The 22,179-nt window shown below is 64.7% G+C and carries 44 protein-coding genes; 41 read left to right on the top strand and 3 right to left on the bottom strand.

The annotated features are described in order from the left end of the window. The first annotated feature begins 76 nt into the window (after nt 1-76). Complete coding sequence (locus AAAX75_RS07730; RefSeq protein WP_349091694.1) at nt 77-331, top strand: hypothetical protein; 255 nt, start codon at nt 77-79, stop codon at nt 329-331. A gap of 212 nt (nt 332-543) precedes the next feature. Here AAAX75_RS07730 and AAAX75_RS07725 read toward each other — a convergent pair whose 3' ends face one another. Genes AAAX75_RS07725 through AAAX75_RS07715 form a run of 3 tightly spaced genes read right to left on the bottom strand, consistent with a single transcriptional unit; the run spans nt 544 to nt 1,783 of the window. Next, nucleotides 544-1,029 carry an HIRAN domain-containing protein gene (locus tag AAAX75_RS07725; RefSeq protein ID WP_349091693.1) on the bottom strand — a complete coding sequence of 162 codons (486 nt, stop codon included), beginning with the start codon at nt 1,027-1,029 and terminating at the stop codon, nt 544-546. Further along, nucleotides 1,019-1,561: a helix-turn-helix transcriptional regulator gene (locus AAAX75_RS07720; protein ID WP_349091692.1), complete on the bottom strand. Its 543-nt coding sequence runs from the start codon at nt 1,559-1,561 to the stop codon at nt 1,019-1,021. Before AAAX75_RS07720 ends, AAAX75_RS07725 begins: the two co-directional genes overlap by 11 nt. A gap of 12 nt (nt 1,562-1,573) precedes the next feature. After that, nucleotides 1,574-1,783 (bottom strand): helix-turn-helix transcriptional regulator, encoded by a 210-nt coding sequence (locus AAAX75_RS07715; RefSeq protein ID WP_349091691.1) that lies wholly within the window; start codon nt 1,781-1,783, stop codon nt 1,574-1,576. A 109-nt stretch (nt 1,784-1,892) separates the two neighbouring features. Between AAAX75_RS07715 and AAAX75_RS07710 the strand changes: the two genes are divergently transcribed. From AAAX75_RS07710 to AAAX75_RS07515, 40 genes are all read left to right on the top strand, one after another. Continuing rightward, nucleotides 1,893-2,096 carry a helix-turn-helix transcriptional regulator gene (locus tag AAAX75_RS07710; protein WP_349091690.1) on the top strand — a complete coding sequence of 68 codons (204 nt, stop codon included), beginning with the start codon at nt 1,893-1,895 and terminating at the stop codon, nt 2,094-2,096. A 79-nt stretch (nt 2,097-2,175) separates the two neighbouring features. Beyond that, entirely contained in the window at nt 2,176-2,568 is a 393-nt protein-coding gene (locus tag AAAX75_RS07705; RefSeq protein ID WP_349091689.1) for a hypothetical protein, read from the top strand. Continuing rightward, nucleotides 2,565-2,846, top strand: a complete 282-nt coding sequence (locus AAAX75_RS07700) for a hypothetical protein (RefSeq protein ID WP_349091688.1) — start codon at nt 2,565-2,567, stop codon at nt 2,844-2,846. Before AAAX75_RS07705 ends, AAAX75_RS07700 begins: the two co-directional genes overlap by 4 nt. Beyond that, entirely contained in the window at nt 2,839-3,174 is a 336-nt protein-coding gene (locus AAAX75_RS07695; protein WP_349091687.1) for a hypothetical protein, read from the top strand. Before AAAX75_RS07700 ends, AAAX75_RS07695 begins: the two co-directional genes overlap by 8 nt. Before the next feature lie 26 nt (nt 3,175-3,200). Beyond that, nucleotides 3,201-3,632, top strand: a complete 432-nt coding sequence (locus AAAX75_RS07690; protein WP_349091686.1) for a RusA family crossover junction endodeoxyribonuclease — start codon at nt 3,201-3,203, stop codon at nt 3,630-3,632. Continuing rightward, nucleotides 3,629-3,949: a hypothetical protein gene (locus tag AAAX75_RS07685; RefSeq protein ID WP_349091685.1), complete on the top strand. Its 321-nt coding sequence runs from the start codon at nt 3,629-3,631 to the stop codon at nt 3,947-3,949. Before AAAX75_RS07690 ends, AAAX75_RS07685 begins: the two co-directional genes overlap by 4 nt. 9 nt (nt 3,950-3,958) lie before the next feature. Next, entirely contained in the window at nt 3,959-4,255 is a 297-nt protein-coding gene (locus AAAX75_RS07680; RefSeq protein WP_349091683.1) for a hypothetical protein, read from the top strand. After that, entirely contained in the window at nt 4,255-4,737 is a 483-nt protein-coding gene (locus tag AAAX75_RS07675; RefSeq protein ID WP_349091682.1) for a hypothetical protein, read from the top strand. Before AAAX75_RS07680 ends, AAAX75_RS07675 begins: the two co-directional genes overlap by 1 nt. Before the next feature lie 26 nt (nt 4,738-4,763). Beyond that, nucleotides 4,764-5,408, top strand: coding sequence for an ERF family protein (locus tag AAAX75_RS07670; RefSeq protein ID WP_349091681.1), 645 nt, complete (start codon nt 4,764-4,766; stop codon nt 5,406-5,408). Next, a complete protein-coding gene (locus AAAX75_RS07665) occupies nt 5,408-5,785 on the top strand; it encodes a single-stranded DNA-binding protein (protein WP_349091679.1) in 378 nt (125 codons plus the stop codon). Before AAAX75_RS07670 ends, AAAX75_RS07665 begins: the two co-directional genes overlap by 1 nt. 9 nt (nt 5,786-5,794) lie before the next feature. After that, nucleotides 5,795-6,115: a hypothetical protein gene (locus AAAX75_RS07660; RefSeq protein WP_227789934.1), complete on the top strand. Its 321-nt coding sequence runs from the start codon at nt 5,795-5,797 to the stop codon at nt 6,113-6,115. Nucleotide 6,116: 1 nt separating this feature from the next. Continuing rightward, the gene (locus AAAX75_RS07655) at nt 6,117-6,722 is read left to right on the top strand and encodes a DUF6291 domain-containing protein (protein WP_349091678.1); all 606 of its coding nucleotides are present in this window, start codon (nt 6,117-6,119) and stop codon (nt 6,720-6,722) included. Beyond that, complete coding sequence (locus AAAX75_RS07650) at nt 6,700-7,734, top strand: ATP-binding protein (RefSeq protein WP_349091676.1); 1,035 nt, start codon at nt 6,700-6,702, stop codon at nt 7,732-7,734. The genes AAAX75_RS07655 and AAAX75_RS07650 overlap by 23 nt, the downstream gene beginning before the upstream one ends. Nucleotides 7,735-7,736: 2 nt before the next feature. After that, nucleotides 7,737-8,141, top strand: a complete 405-nt coding sequence (locus AAAX75_RS07645) for a hypothetical protein (RefSeq protein ID WP_349091675.1) — start codon at nt 7,737-7,739, stop codon at nt 8,139-8,141. Further along, nucleotides 8,129-8,308 carry a hypothetical protein gene (locus AAAX75_RS07640; RefSeq protein ID WP_273378190.1) on the top strand — a complete coding sequence of 60 codons (180 nt, stop codon included), beginning with the start codon at nt 8,129-8,131 and terminating at the stop codon, nt 8,306-8,308. The genes AAAX75_RS07645 and AAAX75_RS07640 overlap by 13 nt, the downstream gene beginning before the upstream one ends. Then, nucleotides 8,301-8,693: a hypothetical protein gene (locus AAAX75_RS07635; protein ID WP_349091674.1), complete on the top strand. Its 393-nt coding sequence runs from the start codon at nt 8,301-8,303 to the stop codon at nt 8,691-8,693. The genes AAAX75_RS07640 and AAAX75_RS07635 overlap by 8 nt, the downstream gene beginning before the upstream one ends. Nucleotides 8,694-8,805: 112 nt before the next feature. Continuing rightward, nucleotides 8,806-9,105, top strand: a complete 300-nt coding sequence (locus AAAX75_RS07630; RefSeq protein WP_349091673.1) for a hypothetical protein — start codon at nt 8,806-8,808, stop codon at nt 9,103-9,105. A gap of 29 nt (nt 9,106-9,134) precedes the next feature. After that, nucleotides 9,135-9,314 (top strand): hypothetical protein, encoded by a 180-nt coding sequence (locus tag AAAX75_RS07625; RefSeq protein WP_349091672.1) that lies wholly within the window; start codon nt 9,135-9,137, stop codon nt 9,312-9,314. An 89-nt stretch (nt 9,315-9,403) separates the two neighbouring features. Continuing rightward, entirely contained in the window at nt 9,404-9,589 is a 186-nt protein-coding gene (locus AAAX75_RS07620; RefSeq protein WP_349091671.1) for a hypothetical protein, read from the top strand. Next, nucleotides 9,577-9,957 carry a hypothetical protein gene (locus AAAX75_RS07615; RefSeq protein ID WP_349091669.1) on the top strand — a complete coding sequence of 127 codons (381 nt, stop codon included), beginning with the start codon at nt 9,577-9,579 and terminating at the stop codon, nt 9,955-9,957. Before AAAX75_RS07620 ends, AAAX75_RS07615 begins: the two co-directional genes overlap by 13 nt. Continuing rightward, nucleotides 9,954-10,487, top strand: a complete 534-nt coding sequence (locus AAAX75_RS07610) for a hypothetical protein (RefSeq protein ID WP_349091668.1) — start codon at nt 9,954-9,956, stop codon at nt 10,485-10,487. The genes AAAX75_RS07615 and AAAX75_RS07610 overlap by 4 nt, the downstream gene beginning before the upstream one ends. Nucleotides 10,488-10,695: 208 nt before the next feature. Beyond that, a complete protein-coding gene (locus tag AAAX75_RS07605; protein ID WP_349091667.1) occupies nt 10,696-10,968 on the top strand; it encodes a hypothetical protein in 273 nt (90 codons plus the stop codon). Between the two features lie 2 nt (nt 10,969-10,970). Further along, nucleotides 10,971-11,138 carry a hypothetical protein gene (locus AAAX75_RS07600; RefSeq protein ID WP_349091666.1) on the top strand — a complete coding sequence of 56 codons (168 nt, stop codon included), beginning with the start codon at nt 10,971-10,973 and terminating at the stop codon, nt 11,136-11,138. Then, on the top strand, nt 11,122-11,412 hold the full coding sequence (locus AAAX75_RS07595) for a hypothetical protein (RefSeq protein ID WP_349091665.1): 291 nt from the start codon (nt 11,122-11,124) through the stop codon (nt 11,410-11,412). The genes AAAX75_RS07600 and AAAX75_RS07595 overlap by 17 nt, the downstream gene beginning before the upstream one ends. Before the next feature lie 107 nt (nt 11,413-11,519). Continuing rightward, complete coding sequence (locus AAAX75_RS07590; RefSeq protein ID WP_255415080.1) at nt 11,520-11,648, top strand: hypothetical protein; 129 nt, start codon at nt 11,520-11,522, stop codon at nt 11,646-11,648. Beyond that, nucleotides 11,649-11,822, top strand: a complete 174-nt coding sequence (locus tag AAAX75_RS07585; protein ID WP_349091664.1) for a hypothetical protein — start codon at nt 11,649-11,651, stop codon at nt 11,820-11,822. Further along, nucleotides 11,819-12,199, top strand: coding sequence for an HNH endonuclease signature motif containing protein (locus AAAX75_RS07580; protein WP_349091663.1), 381 nt, complete (start codon nt 11,819-11,821; stop codon nt 12,197-12,199). Before AAAX75_RS07585 ends, AAAX75_RS07580 begins: the two co-directional genes overlap by 4 nt. Before the next feature lie 243 nt (nt 12,200-12,442). Further along, nucleotides 12,443-13,774, top strand: coding sequence for a site-specific DNA-methyltransferase (locus tag AAAX75_RS07575; RefSeq protein ID WP_349091662.1), 1,332 nt, complete (start codon nt 12,443-12,445; stop codon nt 13,772-13,774). Next, on the top strand, nt 13,771-14,070 hold the full coding sequence (locus AAAX75_RS07570) for a hypothetical protein (RefSeq protein ID WP_227789954.1): 300 nt from the start codon (nt 13,771-13,773) through the stop codon (nt 14,068-14,070). Before AAAX75_RS07575 ends, AAAX75_RS07570 begins: the two co-directional genes overlap by 4 nt. Further along, the gene (locus AAAX75_RS07565) at nt 14,067-14,612 is read left to right on the top strand and encodes a P27 family phage terminase small subunit (protein ID WP_215693013.1); all 546 of its coding nucleotides are present in this window, start codon (nt 14,067-14,069) and stop codon (nt 14,610-14,612) included. Before AAAX75_RS07570 ends, AAAX75_RS07565 begins: the two co-directional genes overlap by 4 nt. Further along, nucleotides 14,593-16,065, top strand: coding sequence for a terminase large subunit (locus AAAX75_RS07560; protein ID WP_349091660.1), 1,473 nt, complete (start codon nt 14,593-14,595; stop codon nt 16,063-16,065). Before AAAX75_RS07565 ends, AAAX75_RS07560 begins: the two co-directional genes overlap by 20 nt. An 18-nt stretch (nt 16,066-16,083) precedes the next feature. After that, nucleotides 16,084-17,373, top strand: coding sequence for a phage portal protein (locus AAAX75_RS07555; protein WP_349091659.1), 1,290 nt, complete (start codon nt 16,084-16,086; stop codon nt 17,371-17,373). Next, the gene (locus AAAX75_RS07550; protein WP_215693018.1) at nt 17,354-18,040 is read left to right on the top strand and encodes a head maturation protease, ClpP-related; all 687 of its coding nucleotides are present in this window, start codon (nt 17,354-17,356) and stop codon (nt 18,038-18,040) included. The genes AAAX75_RS07555 and AAAX75_RS07550 overlap by 20 nt, the downstream gene beginning before the upstream one ends. Before the next feature lie 2 nt (nt 18,041-18,042). Then, nucleotides 18,043-19,146, top strand: a complete 1,104-nt coding sequence (locus AAAX75_RS07545; protein ID WP_349091657.1) for a phage major capsid protein — start codon at nt 18,043-18,045, stop codon at nt 19,144-19,146. Between the two features lie 9 nt (nt 19,147-19,155). Continuing rightward, nucleotides 19,156-19,422: a HeH/LEM domain-containing protein gene (locus tag AAAX75_RS07540; protein ID WP_349091655.1), complete on the top strand. Its 267-nt coding sequence runs from the start codon at nt 19,156-19,158 to the stop codon at nt 19,420-19,422. A 2-nt stretch (nt 19,423-19,424) separates the two neighbouring features. Continuing rightward, the gene (locus tag AAAX75_RS07535) at nt 19,425-20,162 is read left to right on the top strand and encodes a hypothetical protein (protein WP_349091654.1); all 738 of its coding nucleotides are present in this window, start codon (nt 19,425-19,427) and stop codon (nt 20,160-20,162) included. Continuing rightward, nucleotides 20,159-20,659, top strand: a complete 501-nt coding sequence (locus tag AAAX75_RS07530; protein WP_349091652.1) for a hypothetical protein — start codon at nt 20,159-20,161, stop codon at nt 20,657-20,659. Before AAAX75_RS07535 ends, AAAX75_RS07530 begins: the two co-directional genes overlap by 4 nt. Continuing rightward, nucleotides 20,643-20,810, top strand: coding sequence for a hypothetical protein (locus AAAX75_RS07525; protein WP_349091651.1), 168 nt, complete (start codon nt 20,643-20,645; stop codon nt 20,808-20,810). Before AAAX75_RS07530 ends, AAAX75_RS07525 begins: the two co-directional genes overlap by 17 nt. Continuing rightward, entirely contained in the window at nt 20,803-21,819 is a 1,017-nt protein-coding gene (locus AAAX75_RS07520; protein ID WP_349091650.1) for a phage tail tube protein, read from the top strand. The genes AAAX75_RS07525 and AAAX75_RS07520 overlap by 8 nt, the downstream gene beginning before the upstream one ends. A gap of 10 nt (nt 21,820-21,829) precedes the next feature. Further along, entirely contained in the window at nt 21,830-22,153 is a 324-nt protein-coding gene (locus AAAX75_RS07515) for a hypothetical protein (protein WP_117800498.1), read from the top strand. Nucleotides 22,154-22,179 lie beyond the last annotated feature (26 nt).

Here is a 22,179-nt window from a genome sequence, read left to right as displayed (position 1 = left end):
ACCGTAGACGCGCACGCCGTTGGTCTTGCACTTGAGGGCGTTGCCCTCCATCCCGCGCCGCGTCCTCATGGAGGTCTTGACCGATTCCACGGCCGCGAGGCCCTCGTATATCTTCTCGATCAGGATGCGCTCGGGGCCGTCCGGCATGGCCTCCATGGCCGACACGACCTCGACGCCCTTCCTGCGCAGCTCGTGCTTGTACGCGGGCGCGTCGTACTCGTCGCGCGAGAAGCGGTCCATCATGTACACGAGCACGATGTCCGACTCGCCCGCGTTGGCAATCATGCGCTGGAACTCGGGGCGGTCGTCGCTGCGGCCGCTCATGGCGTAATCGGAATACTCCCCTACGATGGCGTATCCCTCGCGCGCGCACCAGTCGCGGCAGACGCGCAGCTGGTCGTCAATCGAGGCCTCGCGCTGCTTCGAGCACGAGAAGCGGGCGTATATGACGGCGGTCTTTATATCTTCTGGCATAATCGAATCGCCCCTCCAACGGGCGGCTATCTGGCAGACCCCATCCCTCGCACCATGAGGCGGTGGGGTCTAGTTGTATTTAAAGACGAGATATGCGGCCAGAATCATCAGCCACCCGACGAGCAGGCGCGGGAAGAACGTCCCGTCGAACAGGTGCCAGAGCGACGCCACGCAGATGAACAGACCGCCGATTAAAAGAGCCAGGCCGACAGCCAGTGCCACGCCGAGTGGGATGCCGAGCGATACGGTCGCCTTCGGCTCGGGTGCGCGCGCCTCGGAGTCCTGGACGAGCACCACTGGGTTTACCCCAAGCTCCTCGTCGCCGTCGACCGTGACCGTGGCCGTGAGCACTGCCCCGGCCTCCCTCGCACGGTGTAGCACCTTCGTCTGGTGCGCAGGGACGTATCCGACCTTCTTTACGCCCTTGTACAGGGCAATAGCGTCGGGGTCGTACTCGTTCTCCGGCTCGGGGACGATTCCAAGCTCGTCCCCATACTCGAGCGGTACGCAGTCATAGTGACGCCATGACGTCAGTTCAAGCTGTTCATTGATCATTGTCGGCCCCTTCATTCTGCGCAGCGAGCAGCGCGTTTGCGGTGGCGATCAGCACGCCTTTGTGTTGAGTGGTGAGCGACCTGTACACATCGACCAGATCGCGCTCGTCGCTTGACATAGTGTCGCCGCTCTCACCGTAGAAGTCGGCGATGCCAACACCGAAGAGCCTGCATAGCTTAATCATGGCGTCCGCGTCCGGCTGGCCATGCCCAACCTCCCACGCGCTAACGGTCTTCCCGCTTTTGCCGACGGCCACCCCAAGTTCATCAACTGATACGCCTCGTTCTTTTCTAAGCTGCTTCAATCGACGCGCAATCCTTCTTCTGGCAGTGTCGTCTTGCGCTTCATCGTCGGCCGAAATTAGCTCGTCGATTGTTACGTCATACATATCAGAAAGCTGCTTCAACATGGAAACAGGCGGCCTTCGAACTCCACGTTCGTAGTTTGCGTACGTTTTCTTTGGAATGTTCAGGCGTGTAGCGACCTCCTCTTGAGTCAAGTGAATTTTTCTCCGTATCCCCTTCAGGCTCATTGGACATCACCACTATTCCTCGTACGTTTTGCGAGCCATCTCTTCAAGAGATACGCCAAGAGCGTCAGCAATGGCCTTGGCCTTGCCGAGAGTCGGCTCCTTCGCTCTTCCGTTCAGAAGCGCGGAGATGGTTGAACGAGGGGAGCCGATCTTGTGAGCCAACTCGGCCGGTGACATCCCCTGCTTCTCGAGGTAGTAGGCAAGCACATAACGGTAGTCCATGGCCCCTCCCTGTAAGTCCAAATATTTACACGTACAAAGTATTGCACCGTTCAAACTTTTGTACAATACTGGGTACGTACAAAGTTTTGTACTTATGAAAGGAGAGGCAATGAAACTGTCCGAGAAAGTCAATGAGTACGCCGAGAGGGAGAACAGGACGCGCGATTCAATCGCCGACGAGCTTGGCATGAGTCGTTCCTCGTTCTTCAACAAGGTCAAAGGCTCGTATGAGTTCAGCCTGTCCGAGGCCTATGCCCTCTCCAGAATTCTCGGCGTGACGCTCGACGAGTTCCACGCGCTGGCGGTGGCGTAATGCCCCGCAACCAAAGGCTCGACATCATGCGCCGGAAGTTGCAGCGCCGCTTCAAGTCCTGGAAGGGACGCTGGGCGTAATGACGTGGACGAGCAGCGAAGTCCGCTACCTCGAGGAGCACGCCGGGGACGGGGCCGTGGCCATAGCCGAGGCCCTCGGCAAGACGGCGAGGGCGGTGGAGGTCCAAGCGTCCAGATACGGACTCTCACTCCGCAGGCGCTGGATATGCCCGCGTTGCGGGCGGCAGACCTTCAAGCCGCTTTCCAGCCGGACCGGATGGTGCGTCTCCTGCACAAGGGAGCAGCGCGCCTCCGAGATCGCCGAGCAGGTGCGGGCGATGGATGAGGAGGTGAAGAGGGAGGACCGCGTGAACAAGGAGCGGCAGCGACTCTACAGCCGCAAATACCGCGCAAAACGCCAAATCGACGAGAAGTTTTCGAGAAGCGACAACCAAGGAACGGAGGAAGAATGACCCCCCAAAACAGATACGCGGGCACCCCCAGCAACCACACCAAGAGCGCCCGCACGTCCAACAGGACTCCCCGCATTGTAGCACGCGAGGGCTACCGCCTGCCAGCGCAGGAGCAGGCCGACAGGCAGAGGGACGCCTTCAGGGCCGGGCTTCTGGTCGGCATCACCGTGACGGCGCTCGCCATGTGCGCGCTGCTGTGGCTCTGGATTATCCCGACCATGGACGGCGCGGTGCACAGCGCGCAGGCCGCATACGAGGCGGTGGGCGTCCATGCGTAACGACGAGCGGTACAACCCCAAGCCCCAGAGCGGCCAGCTCGAGATATTCGGCCTCGGGGCCAAGGGCGAGGCGGACGCGGAGGACGCGCGCCGATGGATTGACGAGAACCCAGGCGCATGGAACTACATGGTCGAGAACGCCGTGAGGCTCTCGAAGAAGGGCTACGTGAGCGCCAACTACCTCGTGAACATGGTCCGCAACGAGCTGCACGTGGGCGTGCGCAACGGCCTCGCGCCGTCCTTCGCCCGAATCATGGAGGCGCGCTACCCCAGCCTCAAGGACGCCTTCAACAAGCACCGCAGCCAGTCCGACGGGTTCACGGCATGAGCTGGGTCAGGCACAAGGAACGCTCCATGACCTTCCGGCTCGAGCTGGAGAAGATCGTGGGCAAGGAGCGCCACCGGACCGACCCGCGAACCGGACGCAACTACACCCCGAAGCAGACGAGGCTCGCCGAGGAGGCCGTACGCAGGGCCTACAGGGCCGAGCACGAGGACCACGGGGATTTCGACGGAATCGTGACCGTCGCCATCGAGACCTTCAGGCCCCTGGCCAAGAGCAACCCGAAGTACTGGGCGGGCCGCGCCGACCTCGGCAAGCCCGACTGGGACAACATCGGCAAGCTCGTATGCGACGCGCTCAACGGCGTCGCGTACACGGACGACGCCCACGTGGTGATGGGTGGCGTCCAGAAGGGATGCCGCACGCCATACGGCACGCCGCCGCTGGCAAAGGTGTGCATCACCCACTTCACCGAGGAATACGTAAAGGAGAAAAAGAAATGAACGACAAGTACTTCGACGGCAACCTCTTCGAGGAACTCCCGGCGGACCACTTCCACAAGAAGGTGCTCGATCACGCCGCCTGCATCGCGGCCAACCTCATGTTCGATGCGGCCCACCCCGACCACACCGGCGGCGTGAAGAGCGCAAACGCCTACCACATGATGATCGCGCTGTGCGAGGCCGGGCTCACGAAGCTCGACGAGAAGGACGTGGCCGAGAGCCGCGAGTTCGTCGCCAAGGTGCTCACGCCCATCACCAAGGAGAACGAGCGCGAGATGTGCCGCGAGTTCATGGCCGCCATCTTCGGCATCAAATAGGAGGCGCGCATGGAACCCATGGAGATCAGGGCCAACTTCAAGCAGGCGACGGTCAATGGCGGCACGGCCGTGCTGAAGCTCGAGATTCTGACGAGCGACGCCAACGCCTTCCCCATCCTCAAGCTCTCCGGCAAGCCCGTCGTCCTGACGGTGGCCGACATCCAGGACGAGCTGCCGCTCGACTACGACGAGGAGGACGAGGGCGAGCCGCTCCCGTTCGACCGACCGGCGAACGTGGACGCGGAGACGGGAGAGGTCTACGAGGTCATTACGGACGAGGCGCGAATGATTGGAGACGGTGAGTAATGGAGTACACGCAGGACGAGAGGCTGGCCGTGCTCACGGCCATGCAGAAGCAGATCAAGCCCGCGCTCGACGAGGCCAAGGCCATCGCGCGGCAGGAAATCATGGAGGGCTTCGCCGAGACCCACACCGACCGCCGCGCCATCATCGTCGGCGACGAGAAGGTCGGCGAGATCGGCATCAGCTACAGCAAGGCGGCCCCGGTAATCCTCAAGGAGCGCATGGACGAGGCCGTGGCCTTCCTCGACTCCATCGGCATGGTGGACATCGTGCCCAAGAAGGACTGGGAGGCGCACTTCGCCAAGGCCGGGGACAAGGTCGTGTGCACCGACACGGGCGAGACGGTCGACTGGGCCATGTGGTGCCCCAAGTCGCCCAAGACCGCAGCGGTGCGCGGCTGCGACCCCGAGGACGTCATGCAGGCGCTCGGCCCGCGCGTCGAGGGAATGAGCGCGGCCGCCCTGCTCGGGGACGGTGAGCTGTGATGGCCGAGGAGGTGCCCATAGTCCAGATGGCGAAACCGGATGTGTTCGACCCGTCCGCGATGCTCACCCAGCTGCTCGCGGAGGCGCAGGCCGAGATGGTCAACCCGCCCAAGAGCAAGACGGGCCAGAAGGGATACCAGACGTACTCGTACGCCCCGCTTGACTTGGTCCTGAACATCATCAGACCGCCGCTGAACAAGCGCGGAATCTTCTTCTACCAGCGCTCCGAGGTCGCCGCCAACGGCGCGGGCATGCTCCTGAACACCATCGTGGCCTACGGGGACGAGGAGCGCGTGCTCGACGTGAAGCCGTACGAGTACGACAGCGACCCGCAAATCTTCGGCAAGCGCGAGACCTACGCCCGCCGGTACTCCGCGCTCATGGCCTTCGGCCTCGTGGGCGAGGAGGACACCGACGGCGACACAGGCCCCAAGGAGACGAAGGAGAAGGCCCCGACAAAGCCGCGCCCGAGCAGGCGCAAGGTGATGCTCGCCAAGATAGCGAAGCTCAAGGCCGAGTGCATGCAGAACGGCGTCAAGGAGGAGGGCCTCCGCGCGTACGAGGAGGCCAACTTCGGCACCGACGACACGACCAAGCTCACCGACAGGCAGCTCGAGGAGCTCGGCAAGCATCTGGCCCAGATGGCCAAGGACAGTAAGGAGATTGACTAGTGAGCAGCGGAATCAACACGGTCGCCATCAGCGGCAACCTCGGGCGCGACCCCGAGCTGCGGGCCACGCAGACAGGCACGCAGGTGCTCCGGTTCTCGGTGTGCGTCAACGAGCGCCGCAAGGTCGGCGACGAGTGGCAGGACGTGCCCAACTGGGTCGACGTCACCGTGTTCGGCAAGCGCGCCGAGGCGCTCAACCGCTACCTGTCCAAGGGCACGCACGTTTGCGTCCAGGGCAGGCTGCGCCAGAGCAAGTGGGAGAAGGACGGCCAGAAGCACAGCCGCCTCGAGGTGATCGCGGACAACGTCACGTTCTCCGGCGGGGCCAAGCGCGACGACGTGCCCGACGAGGTCTACGACGACGATTGCCCGTTCTAAGGAGTGAAGATGGAGCAGTATTCGATTCTCGACCTCGCGCTCGAGGTCTACATCCCGGGGGCCACCGGCTACGGTTGCCCCGAGGGCCGGTGCGTCTACACGGTCACCAACGGCCAGGCGCTCCTAGTCGAGGCCAAGGTCAAGCGCTCGCGCGGCAACGACGCAGCGCCGAAGGTCAACAAGAAGCGCCTGCAGCGCGTGGCCATGTGCTTCGCCGCCGACCATCCCGAAGTCGAGGCCATCAGCTTCGACGTGCTCGAGGTGATCGTTGGCAGCGAGGCCACCCTGACGTTCAACGCGGCAAAGGCCGCCTTCACCTGGGAGCGCTGACATGGAGGAGGCCCAATTCAAGTGGCTTCCCAAGTTCACCGCAGCCTGCGCCAAGGCACCGGAGGAGCAGCGCGGAAAGCTCCTCTGGGCCTTGGCCCAGTACGGCACCTACGGCATCGAGCCGGAGCTGGAATGGCCGCTCGATGCCATCTTCGCCAGCGTCCGCGAGGACATCGACTACTCGAAACGGTGCATCGCGGCAGGAAAAACGGGTGGACGAGGTAACAGAAAGCCCCCTTTAGACGGTGCTAAACCCCCCTTTAGCGAAACCGAAACCCCAAACGACGAGCCTGAAGGAAACGACGAACCCCTTTCGGTAGAGCAAAAGGGGGACGGGGACAGCGCCGAAGCCAAAGCAAAGCAAGGCAAGGCAAAGCAAGGCAAGGCAGTTAGTAAGAGATTCGTCAAACCCGCGCTCGCGGAAGTCGAGGAGTACGTCTCGGCCAAGGGCTACACGTTCAACCCCGAGGCGTTCTGGAGCTACTACGAGGCAGTCGGGTGGAAGGTCGGCAGCAAGCCGATGAAGAACTGGAAGGCCGCGTGCTCCACGTGGCAGCAGCGCGAGGCGAAGAAGGAGGTCGGCCATGATGCGTACTCAAATCTCTGACGTGCTCATGCCCGACGGGGCGCGCGAGCAGATCGCCGCAATCATGCGCTCCCGCCTCCGCAAGGCCGGGCTGCGCGGCCCCTACGCCGAGGCCGACTGCGACCTCGGCAAGCGCATGGCCAAGCTCACCGGGAAGGGCGAGGGCGCATACCTCTGGGGCGAGCCGGGCACGGGCAAGACCTACGCCGCCGCCTGCGCCGTGCGCATGGCCGTGCTGGACGGGACGAGCGCCAAGCTGGTCACCACGAGCCGCCTGCTCGACGACATCCGCTCCGAGTACGACGGCGGCGAGCGCGGGGCGCTCCGCAGGGCCGAGCGGTACAGGCTCCTCGCCCTGGACGACCTCGGGGCCGAGCGCCCGACCGAGTGGGCCATCGCGACGCTGACGCGCCTCATCGACACCCGCGTGGCCGAGGGACTGCCCACCATCGTCACGAGCAACTACCGCATCGGCCAGATCAGGGACATCTGGGGAGGGCATGGCGGGCAAGCGCGTCGCATCGCGCCTCGCCGGTGCGTGCAGGCCCATCGAGGTCAAGGGGCAGGACAGGAGGCTCGGATGATAGTGAGCGCATCGCAGCTCCGTGGAGTCCCGAAGGACCGCGCGGAGCTCTACGGCAAGCCCCACGTCGGCGCGCGATACGTCGGCAACCGCTACGAGCTGACCGCCGAGCGCTGCGGAATCTGCGGGCGGCAGGCCACGAACTGCCACCACATCGTGCCGAGGCGCTGCGGCGACTTCGCCCTCGTCACGCCCAGGGGCACGTGGCGGCTCCGCTCGCCGCTGATCGCCCTGTGCGGGAGCGGCACCACGGGATGCCACGACGGGTTCCACGGCGGGGCGAGGTACAGGCCCGAGTGGGTGTGGGACGAGCCGGAGTTCGAGGAGGCGTGGTGGGACGGCACGCTGCTGTGCGAGCACGAGCCGCACGACCCCGCGCTCTACGCCTACGGCCACTGGGCGATAACGGACGCCAAGACGGGACGAACCATCGAGATAACGGAGGGCTAGACATGGAAATCAACAACTGCGAGCAGTACGTGCTCGCCGAGCTGGATTACGAGCAGCGCCGCAACGAGCGCCTCGTGGCCGAGAACAACAAGCTGGCCAAGCAGCTCGACGCCATGACCAAGAGGGCCAAGAGCTACAAGGAGACCATCGACCGCCCCAAGACGCCCATCGAGGCGCTCGCGGACACGGTCATGCGCGAGGAGATGCTGACTCGCTTCTCCTATGCCGAGGTCACGGACGTTAAGGGCGCGTTCAGCGGCAAGCTGCTCGGCTTCGACGAGTGGTGCCATCAGGCGGTGCGCCTGAAGCCGCTGCCGGACGACATCAGCGAGGAGACGCTCATCCGGTTCATGCGCGACGACCTCAAGGCCATCTACGACGAGCAGGTGGCCAAATGTACCGAGTAGAGGCGGTCGTGTTCGACAAGAGCGACGGCGGCAGGCCGAGGCCGTCGAGCGGTGCCTTCTACGACGTCTGCGCCGGGAGCTTCGAGAAGTGCATGGAGTTCATCCGCGCCAACGCCGTGACCCCGCCTGACTGCCTGCCGACCTTCTATCGCATCGTCCATGAATAGGGCGTGCGCGGGGCAGACGGTCCTCGACCTCTTCCCCGCGCCTCCCCGCGACCACGTCGAGGACACGCTCAAATGGATGTGCGACGTGCACGGGTGCATCAGGGGCGAGATAGAGGGCGAGGTCCGCGAGCTGTACCGGGACTTCGGCACCGTCGAGGCGTTCGACCGCTGCAAGGCGCTGGTCGACTTCCATGACGGGAAGAGGTGCCACGAGCCGCTCGGGTGCACCACCCCACGGCAGATAGGCGTGTTCGACCCAAACGTGAAGGTCCACACGGTGTGGGACCGCTGCTGGGCGGCTACCCACGGCCTGCCGATGGGGCAGGTGTTCAGGTTGAGAAGCTGGGACTACGGCCACAAGAGGCCAGGGAGCTGGATGGAATGAGGAGACCGACCGGGGAGGACGCCATAAGGGCCGCAGCGCTGCTGTTGAGCATCCCGCTGCTCATAGCATGCCTCCCGCTCATCGCATACGACTGGATTAAGGAGAGGAAGAAATGAACGAGATCACCACGGAGGAGCGCCTCCGCATCGTCGAGGAGCTGAACCGCACGGCCAACGACAGCCTGGGCGGCGAGAGCCTCCAGCGCGCGCTGGCCAGAATCACCGGGGCGGAGGACACGAGCTGGCGCGGGGTCATGCGCCGCGTGGCCGAGCTGGCGTACCGCCCGACGACGCAGGTGCAGGTGGCTCCAGACGGCCGATACCACTGCTTCGCCTGCGGCCATGACGGCAAGACCGACCCGAAGTGCGGCCTGAACTACTGCGAGCAGTGCGGGGCGGAGGTGACCAACTGATGGATAGGCCCGACATCTACACGGACGGGGTGAGGCCGGAACGCTGCGCCAACTGCGGCCATGCCAGGACGACCGTGTTCCGCAGCGTCTACGGGACCGAGCGCATCGAGTACGAGTGCATGCGCAGGCCCGAGTTCATCCACCGCACCCAGGGCGAGGCCAGGTGCAACTACTGGACCGACGCAAGCTACGAGACCGGGGAGGACTGATGGCCAACTATTCGATCTGCACGTAGACGTTCGACATCGGCGACGAGCCGAAGGCCAAGGCGCTGAAGCCGCTGGAGGAGGCCGCCGAGGTGTTCGGCGCGTGGCAGAACCGCTGCGACGAGGACGTGGTCGACGAGCTGGCCGACTGCATCCAGGCGTGCGCCAACATGATGGCGTGGATGGGCCTCACGCAGCAGGACGTGGACAACGCGATGCTGCGCTGCCTCAAGCGCAACAGGGACAGGGGAAGGATTGATGCCCCGTGGATTGCATAGAGTTGCCAAAAGATGCCTACGGGCGCGTCATCCCACTGAACACCGGGACGCTCTACAAGAAGAACGGCGTGGCGGTGTTCATCTACCACTACGACTACGACCCGCGCGACAAGGCTTGGTACGTCGAAACGGATGAGGGGTCGCGCGGCGTCTCCGAACTCCTGCTCGACCGGGATGACTGCTGGGAGAAGTTGCTGGCCGACCTCAAAAGGGGCGCGAGCAGAGTCCATCACCCGGAGTGCGCCTACTTCGGGAGGGACGAGAACGACTGCGACCAATGCGAGGCCGTCTGCTCCTTCGCTTGCAAGAAGATCGCGTTCGGGGACATCGAATCGCGCATCCGTAAGTTAATGGGAGAGGACCAATGAGTTACACGAAGATAAGCAACAACGACCGACGCAAGACCGCGCGGCGACTGCGCGACGCGGCCAACTGCCGCAACGTGCAAATATCACCGAGCGCGCTGGGGAGGCTGATCAAGGCCGAGGACAGGAGCTACCGGGGAATCCTGCGCACGCTCGCCGACCTCATCGAGCCAGCCAAGATTGACTCCGGCACGTCCGACGGGTGCCATTCGTTCGGCGAGCTGTACCACCACAGGGCCGTCCTGTTCTCGGTGATCGTGGCCATGTTCCCGGAGCGCGCGTGGAAGTCGAGGCTCCACGCCGACGGGACGATGCTCGAGGGTATGTTCATCGTCGGTATCGAGACGCCGGAGGGACAGGCGACGTACCACTTCCGCGAGGGCAAGCACTGGGACCTGTTCCAATGCAAGGTGCTCGACCACGCGCCCGAATGGGACGGCCACACCCCGGCGCAGGCAATCGAGCGTATCAACAGCCTGAAGCGCGTGCTGGTGACAGAGAGGTTCGGTGACGGTTTCGGGGTGGGCGAATGATTGACCGAGACCAGCTCAAATGCTGCCCGTGCTGCGGCACAACCGAGCATCTGGCGCATTCCGCGTACTGCCCCCAGATTGGCGGCATATGGCAGTTCGTTTGCTGCGCCTCGTGCGGGGCGCGCGGAGACGGCGACCCGATGGACGCCAGAGGCGCGCGCGACCGATGGAACCGGGGGCCTGTCCAGATACGGGCGGAAGTGGCCTGATGGACACGATGGAGGACATCCTCGAGGACTGCAACGAGGTGTTCCGCTACGACGAGACGAGGCCGCAGGACCGCGCCCACACGTACCTCAAGGAGCACAGGGTCTGCCGGGGATACGACGACACGGCCATGGAGCGCGCCGCCCAGGACATGATCGAGCGCGCATACACGGTCGGGCGGATGGAGAGCAGCGAGGCGGTGGCGAGGGAGACCGCGCGCATCATCGCCGAGGGAATAGCGAAGGAGCTGGGCACAGCGCCCGGAGAGGAGTGAACATGCGATTCGAGATAACCGAGGTCCACGTGGTGGACATCCCCGACAGCGAGGTCGAGGAGATGGAGAACCCGCTGGAGGAGATCAAGGACGACGCGCACTGGTTCATCGAGACCTACGAGCGCGAGGCATGGTGCGAGGAGGTGACCCGCCTTGGCCGCCAGCTGTGACCCGGGCTACAACCTCCCGGACGGGTGCACCGACGCGGCCATCGACAGGCACTTCGGCGAGGGCAAGCCAACGTGCGCCGAGTGCAAGCGCATGGTCGAGTGCTGCTGCGACTACGGAATCTGCGAGGTCGAGTTCGACCGGGCGTACGCCGAGGAGTTCGGCACCGGCGACGCCGAGAACTCTAGCTTCGGGGCGATGTGGGCGCTCGAGTGGATACCGAACCACATGAGGGACATGCAGGAGGCGGCGTGCGAGACCTTCGAGAGCTACTAGCGCTGGCCCTTTTGGCGGCGGCCCTACTGGCGGCATGGGCGTGGACGGTCCGCGCCCTCGCCACAGGGCTCCTCCTGCTCGCATTCATGGCACTATAGGAGGGACACATGATCGACTGGAAGAGGGCGGGCGGATGCCTGCTCATCATCGCGGCCTGCCTCGCCATAGACGCGGCGGCCGTGGCCGTGATGTTCAAGATGCTGCTGGCGCTGTCGGCGGCGATTGGAGTGGGATAGATGGACAACGGTAAACAGTACGACCAGCACAGGGTCGAGCAGGGAATCACGGCGGCGCTCGAGGCGTTCAAGCTGCTGGGACTCACGCCGCTGGAGATATTCCAGGCGGCCCGCAGCATCAGCCTGGGCGTGGCCGCCAAGGCCAAGGCCGAGAGCGGGAGGCGCGAGCTGTGAGCGTGTACTGCCCGCACTGCGGCCGCACGCACCCCGAAGGCCAGCGCTGCCCGTGCAGGCCGAGGCCCAAGCGCAGGCCGACGGAGGGCGACGCCACGAGGGCCGAGCGCGAGCCATGGCGCACCGAGTACTCGTCGAGCGTGTACCGCAAGGCGAGGCAGAGGGCCATCGGCAGGCAGCTCGGAAGGTGCGCCGACTGCGGGAAGGTGTGCGCCGAGTACCGCGACGGCCGCTGGTACACGGCTGGCATGGGCGGCGAGGTGGACCACGGCCGCGCGCTGTGCGAGGGCGGCGGCAGCGAGGTGGAGAACCTCACGCTGCGGTGCAAGAGCTGCCACAAGAAGCGCGATGATGCACGCAGGGCGGCGAACAGATAGCTTTTATGCACAAGGGTGTGGCCTCGGACGGGGCTGCACCCCTTTTTTATGCACGACCCCCCTACCCCCTCGGAAAATCGGGTTTCTTTCCCCCTACCCCGCGCGCCCCTATCCCCCGCGTTTCGCTACGAAATTGGAGGCCGGGGGGGTTCAGTGCAACGCCAAGGCGAGGTGAAATCGCAACGCTAAATCTCACGGCGCGCCTATGCTCCCCATCACGACACGCCGGAAGGGGACGCGACAATGCGCGAAAACGAACTGAAAATCGAGGAAATCGAGATCGACTCGCTCGTTCCGTACGAGAACAACGCGAAGAAGCACACGAGGGAGCAGATAGACGCCGTCGAGGCCTCAATCAAGGAGTTCGGCTTCAGAAACCCCGTTATCGTCTGGCGAAACGCGGACGGCCTGCCGGAGGTCGTGGCCGGGCACGCGCGAATTACCGCAGCGAAGAACCTCGGGATGAAGAAGGTTCCGTGCGTCGCGTGCGACGACCTAAGCGATGCCCAGAGGCGCGCGCTCACGCTCGTCGACAACCAGACGACCATGATGACCGGGTGGGACGAGGACCTCCTCGCCTACGAGTTGGACGTCCTCGCGGACGAATTCGACATGGGCGACTTCGGCTTCTCCGAGGAGCTTGAGCCGGACGGCCTAAGCGCCGTGGAGGAGGATGACCCCGAGCCGGAGGTCACCATCTGCAGAGCGAAGCGCGGCGACGTCTTCGTTTTGGGAAACCACCGCGTGATGTGCGGGGACTCGACATGCCCTGAAGACGTCGAGAAGCTATGCGGGGGGGGTCTCGCGGACATGATCTTGACCGACCCGCCCTATAACGTCGCGCTCGGCCAGCATATGAGGCCATCGGAGGAAAAACAGCTCCAGCGCAGAACGGACGGCCTCGTAATCGACAACGACGAGTTCGAAGACGAGGAGCAATTCGAGGAGTTCCTGCACACAGCGCTGAACGCGGCCGTGCCCCATCTGAAGGAAGGCGGCGCTGTCTACACGTGGCTCGCGGTGATGCACATGCCAGCGTTCGCCTCGGCCCTCGTGCGCGCCGGAATCATGTGCAAGCAGATGCTTATATGGGTCAAGAACACATTCGTACTCGGCCATCAGGACTACCAGTGGCGTCACGAGGGATGCCTCTATGGATGGAAACCCGGAGCCGCGCACTACTTCACGGACAGCCGCTCCGAGTCGACGGTCTACGAGGACCTCGGCAAAGACCCGCACAAGATGAGCAAGGCCGAACTCATCGAAATGGTCGAGGCGATGTCCGGCGACAGCGTGGCGACGGACGTGCTCCACTACGACAAGCCGTCGCGCAACGAGGACCATCCGACAATGAAGCCGGTAAAGCTGTTCGCATATCAGATGCGCAACTCGAGCCGCAAGGGCGAGACGGTGCTCGACCCGTTCGGCGGCAGCGGTACCTCCGTGATAGCGGCCGAGCAGATGGGCCGCAGGTGCCTGTGCATGGAGCTAGACCCGCACTACTGCGACGTGATCATAACGAGATGGGAGAACATGACGGGCCGCGAGGCGGTCCTCGAGACGGGGGAAGTTTGATAAAGAGATGCGAGTCATGCGGGCGTGAGTTCCAAGCGAAACGGAGCACCGCCCGCTTCTGCTGCTCGACGTGCCGCAGCCACGCATACAGGGGCTACGCCTACGTCGGCGAGCTTCAGGCCCCGGCTCCCAACGCCGCCATGAGCGACGACGAGGTGCTCGAGGTCATCCAGCGCGCGCACGTCGCCGCCTCGGATATGTCCCGCGCCTCCCTCATGACCGCCGCCCCGCTGTGCCTGTCCCTGAAGAAGGCCGCGAAGAAGATGGAGGACGCGCTAAGGGGTGAGGGCCTGTGAAGGGTGCCAAGCCTAAGCACGACGCCATCAGGCGCGGGATAACCGACGCATACGGGCTCGCGGCGAAGACCGACGCCGCCGGAGTCCTCATGCCCGAGGACATCGCCCTCGACCCCGTCCAGAGCGAGATATGGGCATGGCTGTGCCCTCCGGTGAACAACTTCTCCGAGCAGGACATACCGACCCTGCGCCTCCTCACCTACTGGCACGCCGTGGCCGAGCAGGCGCAGCAGGCCATCCACAGCGAGGACGGCCGCATAAACATCTTCGACAAGATCGGCGTGAAGCCGTACAAGACACCGGATGGGAGGGAGGTCCCGCTCGTGCGCAAGAACCCCGCGCTGACAATCCTCAAGGAGGCGTCGAGCGAGATTCGCGCCCTGTCCGACATGCTCGGCCTGTCGCCGCTCGCGCGCTCGCGCATCGGCCTCATGGACGCCACGACCGTCAAGACCGCAGCGGACACGGCGTCCATGTTCCGCTCAATCGACGCAGCGTACGAGCTGCCAGCGGAGGTAGTGGATGTATCGGACGCCGACTAGCTACTCGCGCGAGGGCCTCGTCATGGCGCGCGACTACGAGCGCTGCTTCACCTCGATGTGCCGACACGTCGCCAACGACTCCTACTACGCGCAACCCTTCTATCTGGAGGAGTTCCAGCGCGAGAATATCTGGAAACCGCTCTTCGCCTCGGGCAAGATGACCGCCAGGGGCTTCAAGCGCAAGTACCGCCGCGCCATCATCGGGCTGCCCTCGGGCTACGGCAAGTCCGAGACGTGCGCCGGAATCCTCCTCACCGTGGCCACGATGGAGCCGGTCCACAACGGCCAGTACGGAATGGTGGCTTCGTCGAAGGACCAGATTCGCAACGTCTACGAGAAGATATGCACGATGATCAAGCTCAACCCGACGTGGCGCGAGCAGTGGGACATCGGCAAGAACATCATCACGCACAAGGAGACCAACGCGAAAATCATGATCCTGCCGAACACGGCGGACGCGCTGGAGTCGTGGCACTTCAACTTCCTGATATTCGACGAGCTGCACACCTACCCGGACTCGAAGGTCTGGGACGCCGGGGTCAAGGGCCAGAAGGTCCTGTGGAACCCGCTCACCGTGGGAATCACCACGGCCGGAGACAAGCGCGAGGGTTTCCTCTGGGAGATGTACAGCGACAAGGCGCGCCGAGACCCCGGCATGTACCTGTACTGGCTCGGCCTCGACGATGACGACGACATCGAGAAACGCGCCGACTGGAAGAAGATCATGGTGGCCTCGTGGGTCAACTGGGAGAGCATCGAGGACCAGAGGGGCATGGCCGCATCGGCCCGCCAGTTCGAGCGCTACACGGCCAACCGATTCCCCAAGGACAACGACGCCTACTCGGTCTTCAAGGCACCGCAGCTCGACCGCTGCGAGCGCGGCACCAACAGGTTCGACTTCAACAAGCCGTGGACGCTCGGCATCGACGGCGCAACGGCGGGCGACAGTTTCGCAATAGTGGCGTACCAGAAGCGAAAGACCAAGAAGGGGAAGACCGTCTGCCTCACCAAGGAGTGGGTGTTCGACACGCCGGACGAGGAGACGGGCCACTACGACTTCGAGCAGATAACCCAGCTCATCGCCGGGCTGTGCTCGGAGCACTGGCCGCAGGTCGTGGGAATAGACCCAAACCGCCTGATCGTCATGAACTCGCGCCTGCGCGACGTGTACGGAATCGAGACGGTCTCGTTCCCCCAGAACAACGCCACGATGTGCCAGGCGACGTCAATCGTCGTGAACGAGGTCAAGGCCGGGGAGCTGCGCCTGCGCGGGTGCCCCAAGCTCCGCGCGCACCTGGCCAACACCGTCGAGATGGTGCGCGAGCCGTACGGCACGCGCTTCGGCAAGGACTCCAAGAAGTCCAAAATCGACGCAGCCATCGCGCTGGCCATCGCGGCCCTCGCATACGACAAGCTGGTGAGCGGCACGGAGTCCTACGTGCCCGTCAGCTAATCTCACGCGCCCCATACGATGCCCCCGACAGAAAGGGGACGTATGGGACGTTTCTACGACATGTTCTACAAGAGGGAGCCGGTGCAGGACGTCGTGCACGTCACGCTGCCGCCGGGCTTCGCCACGCCGCACGGATACGGCGCGCTCATGTCCATCGACTTCGCCGCCTGCGAGCAGACCAAGGCGCGCAGCATGGCCAGCCTGCCCTTCTCGGTGATGCAGGCAGGGCGCGACGGCCACAAGCGCCTCGACAACCACCCGCTGGCCAAGATTCTCAACGGCATGGCCAACGAGGAGATGACCGCCGCGAAGCTCATGGACTGGACCGTGCTGCGCCGCGACACCTTCGGCAACGCCTACTGGTACGTCGAGTGGTTCAAGGGCAAGCCGGTGGCGATCTGGCCCATCACGGCCAGCGTGATGCACGACTACGACAAGTACGCGCCCAGGGGCAGGCGCACGCGCTACTACGTCTCCCCCGGTGACGACCACGTGCCCGCCGGGTGGTACTACCCGGACGAAGTGGTGAACATCTCCACGCACATGACCAAGGACGGCGTGAGGGGCATCTCCCTCGCGCGCCTCGCGGCCGAGGAGATCGGCCTGTCCATCGACCTCGAGCGCTTCTACCGCTCCATGCTCCACAACGGAAACCACCAGCTCGGCCACGTCGAGGTGCCCGAGGGCCGCATGGACGAGAAGGACCTGAAGGCACTCCGCGCCGCCGTGGACGCAAAGAGCGGCGTCACGGAGGCTGGCCGCGCGCCAATCTTCGGCTACGGGGCCAAGTGGGTGACGGACCAGCAGACGATGAAGGACGCATCAGTTATCGAGCAGCAGAAATGGGTGCTCCATCAGGTCTGCCGCGCCTGCAACGTGCCCCCGTGGAAGGTCTACGACAGCGAGGGGGCCACGTACAACGGCGGCCAGCAGATGCGAATCGACTACGTGACCGACACCATCACGCCGGACGTGCGCGACCTCGAGATGGCGCTGCAGCCGGTCCTCGACGCCTGCTACCAGCGCAACACCAAGGCCAAGTTCAAGCTGAACGGCCTCATGCGCGGAGACGACGCCGCCCGCACGCAGTACTACCGCGAGCTCGGCTACTTCGGCGCGATCACCCGCGCGGACGTGCGCGACCTCGAGGACATGGAACCCGTCGAGGGCATCGACCAGCCGCTGTTCCCGCTCAACTACGGAACCGTCAACGACGACGGCACCGTGAACGTATTCAACGCAGACAAGCCGGGCGGCACCGCCGACGGCACGCAGGAAGGGGCAACGAATGTTCCGAATCAAGAATGAGGCCGAGAAGGCCACCGTGTACCTCTACGGCACCATCGGCAGCGACTTCTGGTCCTCCGAGGAGTCCAACACGGCCAAGAACTTCGCCAAGGAGCTTGACGGCCTGAAGGGCAAGCCCGTCGACATCCGCATCGACTCCCTGGGCGGCGACGTGTACGAGGGCTTCGCCATCGCCTCGGCCATCCAGCGCTACAAGGGCGAGACCACGGCGCACATCGACGGCATCGCCGCCTCGGCGGCCTCCTATATCGCAATGATGGCCGACAAGGTCGTCATGAGCAGCTTCGCCCAGCTGATGATCCACGACGCATGGACCTACGCGCAGGGAAACGCGCAGGAGCTTGCCGACGTCGTCGCGCAGCTCGCCGCGCTCGACTCAACCATCGCCGGAATCATCTCCTCGCGCTCCGGCATGGAGCTGGCCGACGTCAAGAAGGCCATGGACGAGGAGACGTGGTACACGGCCGACGAGGCGCTCGAACTCGGCCTCGTCGACGAGAAGGTGGCCACCGAGAAGCGCGTGGCCGATGCGCTCGACCGCACGCTCATGGGCCGCTTCAAGCACGCGCCCGCCGACGCAATCGAAAAATCTCACGCCGTGGATACAGTCGCCCGGAGCGAGGAGGGCTTCGTCCTCCTCGGCAACCACGTCTACCGTAAGGAGTAAGCATGCCGCTCAATTCCAAGCAGCTCTGGCAGGAGCGCAGCCGCCTCGCCGAGGAGCAGCACAAGGCCGCCGATTCCGGCGACCAGAACAAGGCACTCATCATCGAGGGCCAGATTCAGCAGCTCGACCTGACCCTCGAGCACGTCATCGAGGAGGAGGACGCCGCACGCAACGCGCCCGCCCCCAAGGTACCAACGCCCAAGGCATCCTTCGCCGAGCGCATCCTCGGCCCGCGCGACGAGTTCCGAGGCCTCTACCGCGGCTTCAAGAACGAGGCCACCGTCGTCACCGTCGGCGCGCCCACCGAGATCGAGCTGACCCTCGACCCGAAGCCCGACAGCCTGTTCGGCAGCTTCGCCGACACGCTGCGCGAGACCCCCGCAACCGGCTCCGTCACCTACAAGCAGCGCTCCACGCAGACGGGCATGCCCGCCACCTGGGGCGGCGTGGTCGACGGCACCTCCGCAGCCAAGGCCAAGGTCCTGTACTCCTACAAGGACGCCGTGGCCAACAAGGAGACCCTCGCCGGATACGTCCCCGTCTCGGAGGACACGCTCAAGGACTACGACGAGCTTTTGAGCATCATCCAGCACGACCTCCTGCTCGACCTGAACAGCGTCACCGACGACCACATGTTCAGCGGCAACAACTCCACCGGCATCGTCGGCATCAAGAACACCACCGGCATCCTCGAGTTCGAGGAGCACGTCGGCGGCCTGTACTACGAGGCCATCCGCAAGATGCGCACCAAGGTCATGCTGACCGCCAAGCGCGTCCCGACCCACGTTCTCGTCTCCCCGATCATCAAGCAGGAGATCGACCTGTACAAGACCGAGACCGGCCTGTACCAGTCCATCACCGGCGACGTGCTCTGGGGCATGAAGGTCGTGGAAGGCCCGAACTGCGACGGCCTGCTCGTGTACGACTCCTACGCAGCAGAGCGCCGCTCCATCCACGGCACCACGGTCGACGTCGACCGCATCAACGACCAGTTCATCCACAACGAGCTGTGCATCCGTGCCGAGCACACCAAGGCGCTGCAGGTCCGCTACCCCGACGCCTTCTGCTACGCCTCCAAGACGAACCTCGACACCGCAGCGGCGTAAGGGGGAGCCATGGAGACCTACACCTCACCCAAGCGCGTCGTGCGCGACGGCCACCTGATCGCCTTCGAGGGCGAAGTCATGTCCGCCGACGAGGCCGTGCGACGCGGCCTCGCCATCGAGGCCGTGAAGGCCCCCGAGCCGCAGGCCGAGGACCTCACCGTCAAGGAGATCAAGGCCAAGCTCGACGCCGAGGGCATCGAGTACCCCAAGACGGCCAAGAAGGAAGAGCTTCTGGCGCTCCTCGAGGCCGACCTCTACGACGACGAGGAGGAGTAGCGGTGCTCGTCCAGCCCTACAGCACGCTGCGCGTCGCCTACACGGACGAGCTGGCACTTGAGACGGAGGCCGCGCCCGACCGCGCGGCCCTCCTTTTGGGCAGCGGGACGTCACTCGAGTTCAGGCTCGAGGATGGAAAGCTGAAGCTCCCGCGCATAGCGGCCCCCGATTCCGTGCGAATCAACTGGTATCGCGGTGACGACCTGCTGTTCACCACGTTCCTCGCGGTGGTCACGCGCCACTACTTCAGGCTCGAGCAGCTAAAGGGCATGGACGACACCGACGACTTCTCCGACGTGACCGAGGAGGAGTTCTGGGCCGCGCGGCAGGCGGCCACCGAGACGTTCGAGCGCAACGCGAGGCGCAGCTTCGTGCAGCAGATGGGCGTCACGGAGACCTTCGGCGGCGGCTTCGTCTGGCTCGACCACAACGACGTGGCCGAGGTCCTCACCCCCGGCTGGTCGCTCGTGAGCGACTGCCAGGCGGTCGGCCCCGAGGGCCGCGCGACCATCCGCTACCGCTACGGCCTCACCGAGGTGCCGGAGCGCGTGAGCGAAGCCGTCCTGCGGCTCGCGGCCTACTACCTGCGGCCGTCGGCCACGCCCGAGAGGGCCACGGGCGAGGCCACCGACGCGGGCTTCATCCGCTACACGCTCGCCGGGCGCGACGGCGCGACGGGCCTGCCGGAGGTCGACGCGGCCATCGAGCAGTTCGGGCGTTGCAGGGCGGTGGTCATGTGATCGCCATGCCCTACGCCGAGGCCGCCACGGCCCTGTTCGAGCGCGCGTCGCTGGTGCTGTCAGAGAGCGCGCTGGCCATGTACGGCGACGGCGGCAAGGTGCCCGAGGTCCACGACCACATCCCGCCGAAGCGCCCGCCGTTCCTCGCGTGGTGCGACCCGCTGGCCGACATGGACAGCACGACGGGCGGGGCCACGAGCGCCGAGTACGCCAAGCAGTTCACGCTGCACGTCTACCTGTTCGCCACGCATGCCAAGTTCGACGTCGCGCGCGAGAGCGTGCAGCGCTGGGTCAACTCGCTTTGCTACGGCATCGCCGCCGACGCGACTCTCGGCGGCGCGGTCGACTGCGCGATTCCGCGCATGAGCGACGCGGGCTACGACTCGACCCCCGACAAGAAGTACGTGGTGGCGGCGCAGGTCGATGTGACATGCAAGGTCTTCTCGGCCTGCCCCAGAGAGTTCAAGGAGCTGGTGCGCAATGCTTCGCGCGGCTAAGGGTTTCGAGGCCACCTACAACGGCCTCACGTATCGAACGAAGAAGGGCGAGCAGGTCGAGGGCCTGCCAACGTCCCTCCTGACCATCCTGAAGCGGGACGGAATCGTGAAGGAGTCCCGCACGTCCAAGAAGGAGACGGCAGATGATTAACACATCCATCGGCCTCCTCGGCGTCGCCCGCCAGGAGTCCAAGACCAAGGCCGCGCCGACGCCGACGTTCCGACACGGCCTCACCGGCGGCGGCCTCATCAAGCCCGAGCGCACCGTCGAGCAGAAGAACGTGGCCTGCGGCCTGCGAGCCAACACCACGAACGGGGCCTACGTCTCCGAGGTCAACATGGCCGTCGACTTCGAGACGCTGGCCTACGCCGACTCGCTGGCGCTCTACATCCTCGCCGCCATGGGCAACCTCGTCACCACGTCGGCCGAGAAGCCCGGCTACTACAAGCACGTGATCACCCTCGGCTCCGAGATTCCCTTCCTGACCTTCTGGGGCCAGGTGGGCAACACGTCGGCCGCCACGGTGCACAAGGCCACGGGCTGCAAGATCGACACGCTCTCCTTGTCCTTCGAGGGCAACGCGCCGCTCGACATCGGCATCACGGCCGCAGGTATCGACGCCGCCCTGTTCGGCGGCTGGTCCGGCGAGACGGAGCCCTCGTGCTTCGACGGCTACTTCATCCCGACCAACGGAGTGTTCAAGTTCTCCCCCAACGACCAGACCCCCATCGAGGTGCTGGTGACCAAGGGCGAGTTCGAGCTGTCCAACAGCCTCACCTCCTACCGAGGCGCGGGCCGCGTCATCGCATCCGAGGTCGCCGAGTCCAAGCTCAAGACCACGGTGAAGCAGACCATCATCCCCGAGGACTACACCGAGATTCGCAAGGTGCTAACGGGCAGCGAGAACGGCACGACCGTGACCAACAAGGTCGTCTACGGCTCCGCAGCGTGGGACTTCACCCACTCGCAAGACCCCAACTGCACCATGAGCGTCGTCTTCTCCAACGTCCCGTGGAACTGCGAGACGCCCGAGATCGACCCCGAGGGCAGCGCCGCCGAGGTCGAGTTCAGCGCCGACGACATCGGCGTGGCGGCCAAGGACGGCTCCCCCGTGACCATCACCATCGTCAACAAGGTTCAGACCTACGCAGCAGCCTAGGAGGCACTAAATGCTCAAGTTCCACTTCACACTCACCGACGGCGACAACGACCCCATCGAGTTCGACGCGGGCCGCACCTCAAACTGGAAGTCCATCGACGCCATGGCATCCATCCCCGACTCCCCGCACAAGGCCGCCTACAACGACTTCGTCTGGTGCGTGATCGCCGCCGAGCAGGCGGGCAAGGCCAAGGAGGTCGGCATCGAGGGCATGGAGCTGGCCGAGGCCGCCGAGTACATCGCCGACACCTACGACGCCGTCGTAATCGACGACAACACCAAGCTCCTCGCCAAGGAGAAGGACGCCCCTTTAGCATCTGCGCCCGCCAAGTAGCAAGCGCCGCGAGAATCACCGGGGCC

Origin of the sequence: Collinsella sp. CLA-ER-H7 (assembly GCF_040092345.1) — a bacterium.
Classification (GTDB): Bacteria; Actinomycetota; Coriobacteriia; order Coriobacteriales; family Coriobacteriaceae; genus Collinsella.
This window is presented reverse-complemented; position numbering and strand designations above follow the sequence as displayed.

Excerpts from the sequence above, each read along its gene's own strand:
- AAAX75_RS07725 (WP_349091693.1), bottom strand. The coding sequence starts at position 1,029 with ATGATCAATGAACAGCTTGAACTGACGTCATGGCGTCACTATGACTGC.
- AAAX75_RS07720 (WP_349091692.1), bottom strand. The coding sequence starts at position 1,561 with ATGAGCCTGAAGGGGATACGGAGAAAAATTCACTTGACTCAAGAGGAG.
- AAAX75_RS07715 (WP_349091691.1), bottom strand. The coding sequence starts at position 1,783 with ATGGACTACCGTTATGTGCTTGCCTACTACCTCGAGAAGCAGGGGATG.
- AAAX75_RS07710 (WP_349091690.1), top strand. The coding sequence starts at position 1,893 with ATGAAACTGTCCGAGAAAGTCAATGAGTACGCCGAGAGGGAGAACAGG.
- AAAX75_RS07705 (WP_349091689.1), top strand. The coding sequence starts at position 2,176 with ATGACGTGGACGAGCAGCGAAGTCCGCTACCTCGAGGAGCACGCCGGG.
- AAAX75_RS07700 (WP_349091688.1), top strand. The coding sequence starts at position 2,565 with ATGACCCCCCAAAACAGATACGCGGGCACCCCCAGCAACCACACCAAG.
- AAAX75_RS07695 (WP_349091687.1), top strand. The coding sequence starts at position 2,839 with ATGCGTAACGACGAGCGGTACAACCCCAAGCCCCAGAGCGGCCAGCTC.
- AAAX75_RS07690 (WP_349091686.1), top strand. The coding sequence starts at position 3,201 with ATGACCTTCCGGCTCGAGCTGGAGAAGATCGTGGGCAAGGAGCGCCAC.
- AAAX75_RS07685 (WP_349091685.1), top strand. The coding sequence starts at position 3,629 with ATGAACGACAAGTACTTCGACGGCAACCTCTTCGAGGAACTCCCGGCG.
- AAAX75_RS07680 (WP_349091683.1), top strand. The coding sequence starts at position 3,959 with ATGGAACCCATGGAGATCAGGGCCAACTTCAAGCAGGCGACGGTCAAT.
- AAAX75_RS07675 (WP_349091682.1), top strand. The coding sequence starts at position 4,255 with ATGGAGTACACGCAGGACGAGAGGCTGGCCGTGCTCACGGCCATGCAG.
- AAAX75_RS07670 (WP_349091681.1), top strand. The coding sequence starts at position 4,764 with ATGGCGAAACCGGATGTGTTCGACCCGTCCGCGATGCTCACCCAGCTG.
- AAAX75_RS07660 (WP_227789934.1), top strand. The coding sequence starts at position 5,795 with ATGGAGCAGTATTCGATTCTCGACCTCGCGCTCGAGGTCTACATCCCG.
- AAAX75_RS07655 (WP_349091678.1), top strand. The coding sequence starts at position 6,117 with ATGGAGGAGGCCCAATTCAAGTGGCTTCCCAAGTTCACCGCAGCCTGC.
- AAAX75_RS07650 (WP_349091676.1), top strand. The coding sequence starts at position 6,700 with ATGATGCGTACTCAAATCTCTGACGTGCTCATGCCCGACGGGGCGCGC.
- AAAX75_RS07645 (WP_349091675.1), top strand. The coding sequence starts at position 7,737 with ATGGAAATCAACAACTGCGAGCAGTACGTGCTCGCCGAGCTGGATTAC.
- AAAX75_RS07640 (WP_273378190.1), top strand. The coding sequence starts at position 8,129 with ATGTACCGAGTAGAGGCGGTCGTGTTCGACAAGAGCGACGGCGGCAGG.
- AAAX75_RS07635 (WP_349091674.1), top strand. The coding sequence starts at position 8,301 with ATGAATAGGGCGTGCGCGGGGCAGACGGTCCTCGACCTCTTCCCCGCG.
- AAAX75_RS07630 (WP_349091673.1), top strand. The coding sequence starts at position 8,806 with ATGAACGAGATCACCACGGAGGAGCGCCTCCGCATCGTCGAGGAGCTG.
- AAAX75_RS07610 (WP_349091668.1), top strand. The coding sequence starts at position 9,954 with ATGAGTTACACGAAGATAAGCAACAACGACCGACGCAAGACCGCGCGG.
- AAAX75_RS07605 (WP_349091667.1), top strand. The coding sequence starts at position 10,696 with ATGGACACGATGGAGGACATCCTCGAGGACTGCAACGAGGTGTTCCGC.
- AAAX75_RS07600 (WP_349091666.1), top strand. The coding sequence starts at position 10,971 with ATGCGATTCGAGATAACCGAGGTCCACGTGGTGGACATCCCCGACAGC.
- AAAX75_RS07590 (WP_255415080.1), top strand. The coding sequence starts at position 11,520 with ATGATCGACTGGAAGAGGGCGGGCGGATGCCTGCTCATCATCGCGGCC.
- AAAX75_RS07585 (WP_349091664.1), top strand. The coding sequence starts at position 11,649 with ATGGACAACGGTAAACAGTACGACCAGCACAGGGTCGAGCAGGGAATC.
- AAAX75_RS07575 (WP_349091662.1), top strand. The coding sequence starts at position 12,443 with ATGCGCGAAAACGAACTGAAAATCGAGGAAATCGAGATCGACTCGCTC.
- AAAX75_RS07560 (WP_349091660.1), top strand. The coding sequence starts at position 14,593 with ATGTATCGGACGCCGACTAGCTACTCGCGCGAGGGCCTCGTCATGGCG.
- AAAX75_RS07555 (WP_349091659.1), top strand. The coding sequence starts at position 16,084 with ATGCCCCCGACAGAAAGGGGACGTATGGGACGTTTCTACGACATGTTC.
- AAAX75_RS07550 (WP_215693018.1), top strand. The coding sequence starts at position 17,354 with ATGTTCCGAATCAAGAATGAGGCCGAGAAGGCCACCGTGTACCTCTAC.
- AAAX75_RS07545 (WP_349091657.1), top strand. The coding sequence starts at position 18,043 with ATGCCGCTCAATTCCAAGCAGCTCTGGCAGGAGCGCAGCCGCCTCGCC.
- AAAX75_RS07540 (WP_349091655.1), top strand. The coding sequence starts at position 19,156 with ATGGAGACCTACACCTCACCCAAGCGCGTCGTGCGCGACGGCCACCTG.
- AAAX75_RS07525 (WP_349091651.1), top strand. The coding sequence starts at position 20,643 with ATGCTTCGCGCGGCTAAGGGTTTCGAGGCCACCTACAACGGCCTCACG.
- AAAX75_RS07520 (WP_349091650.1), top strand. The coding sequence starts at position 20,803 with ATGATTAACACATCCATCGGCCTCCTCGGCGTCGCCCGCCAGGAGTCC.
- AAAX75_RS07515 (WP_117800498.1), top strand. The coding sequence starts at position 21,830 with ATGCTCAAGTTCCACTTCACACTCACCGACGGCGACAACGACCCCATC.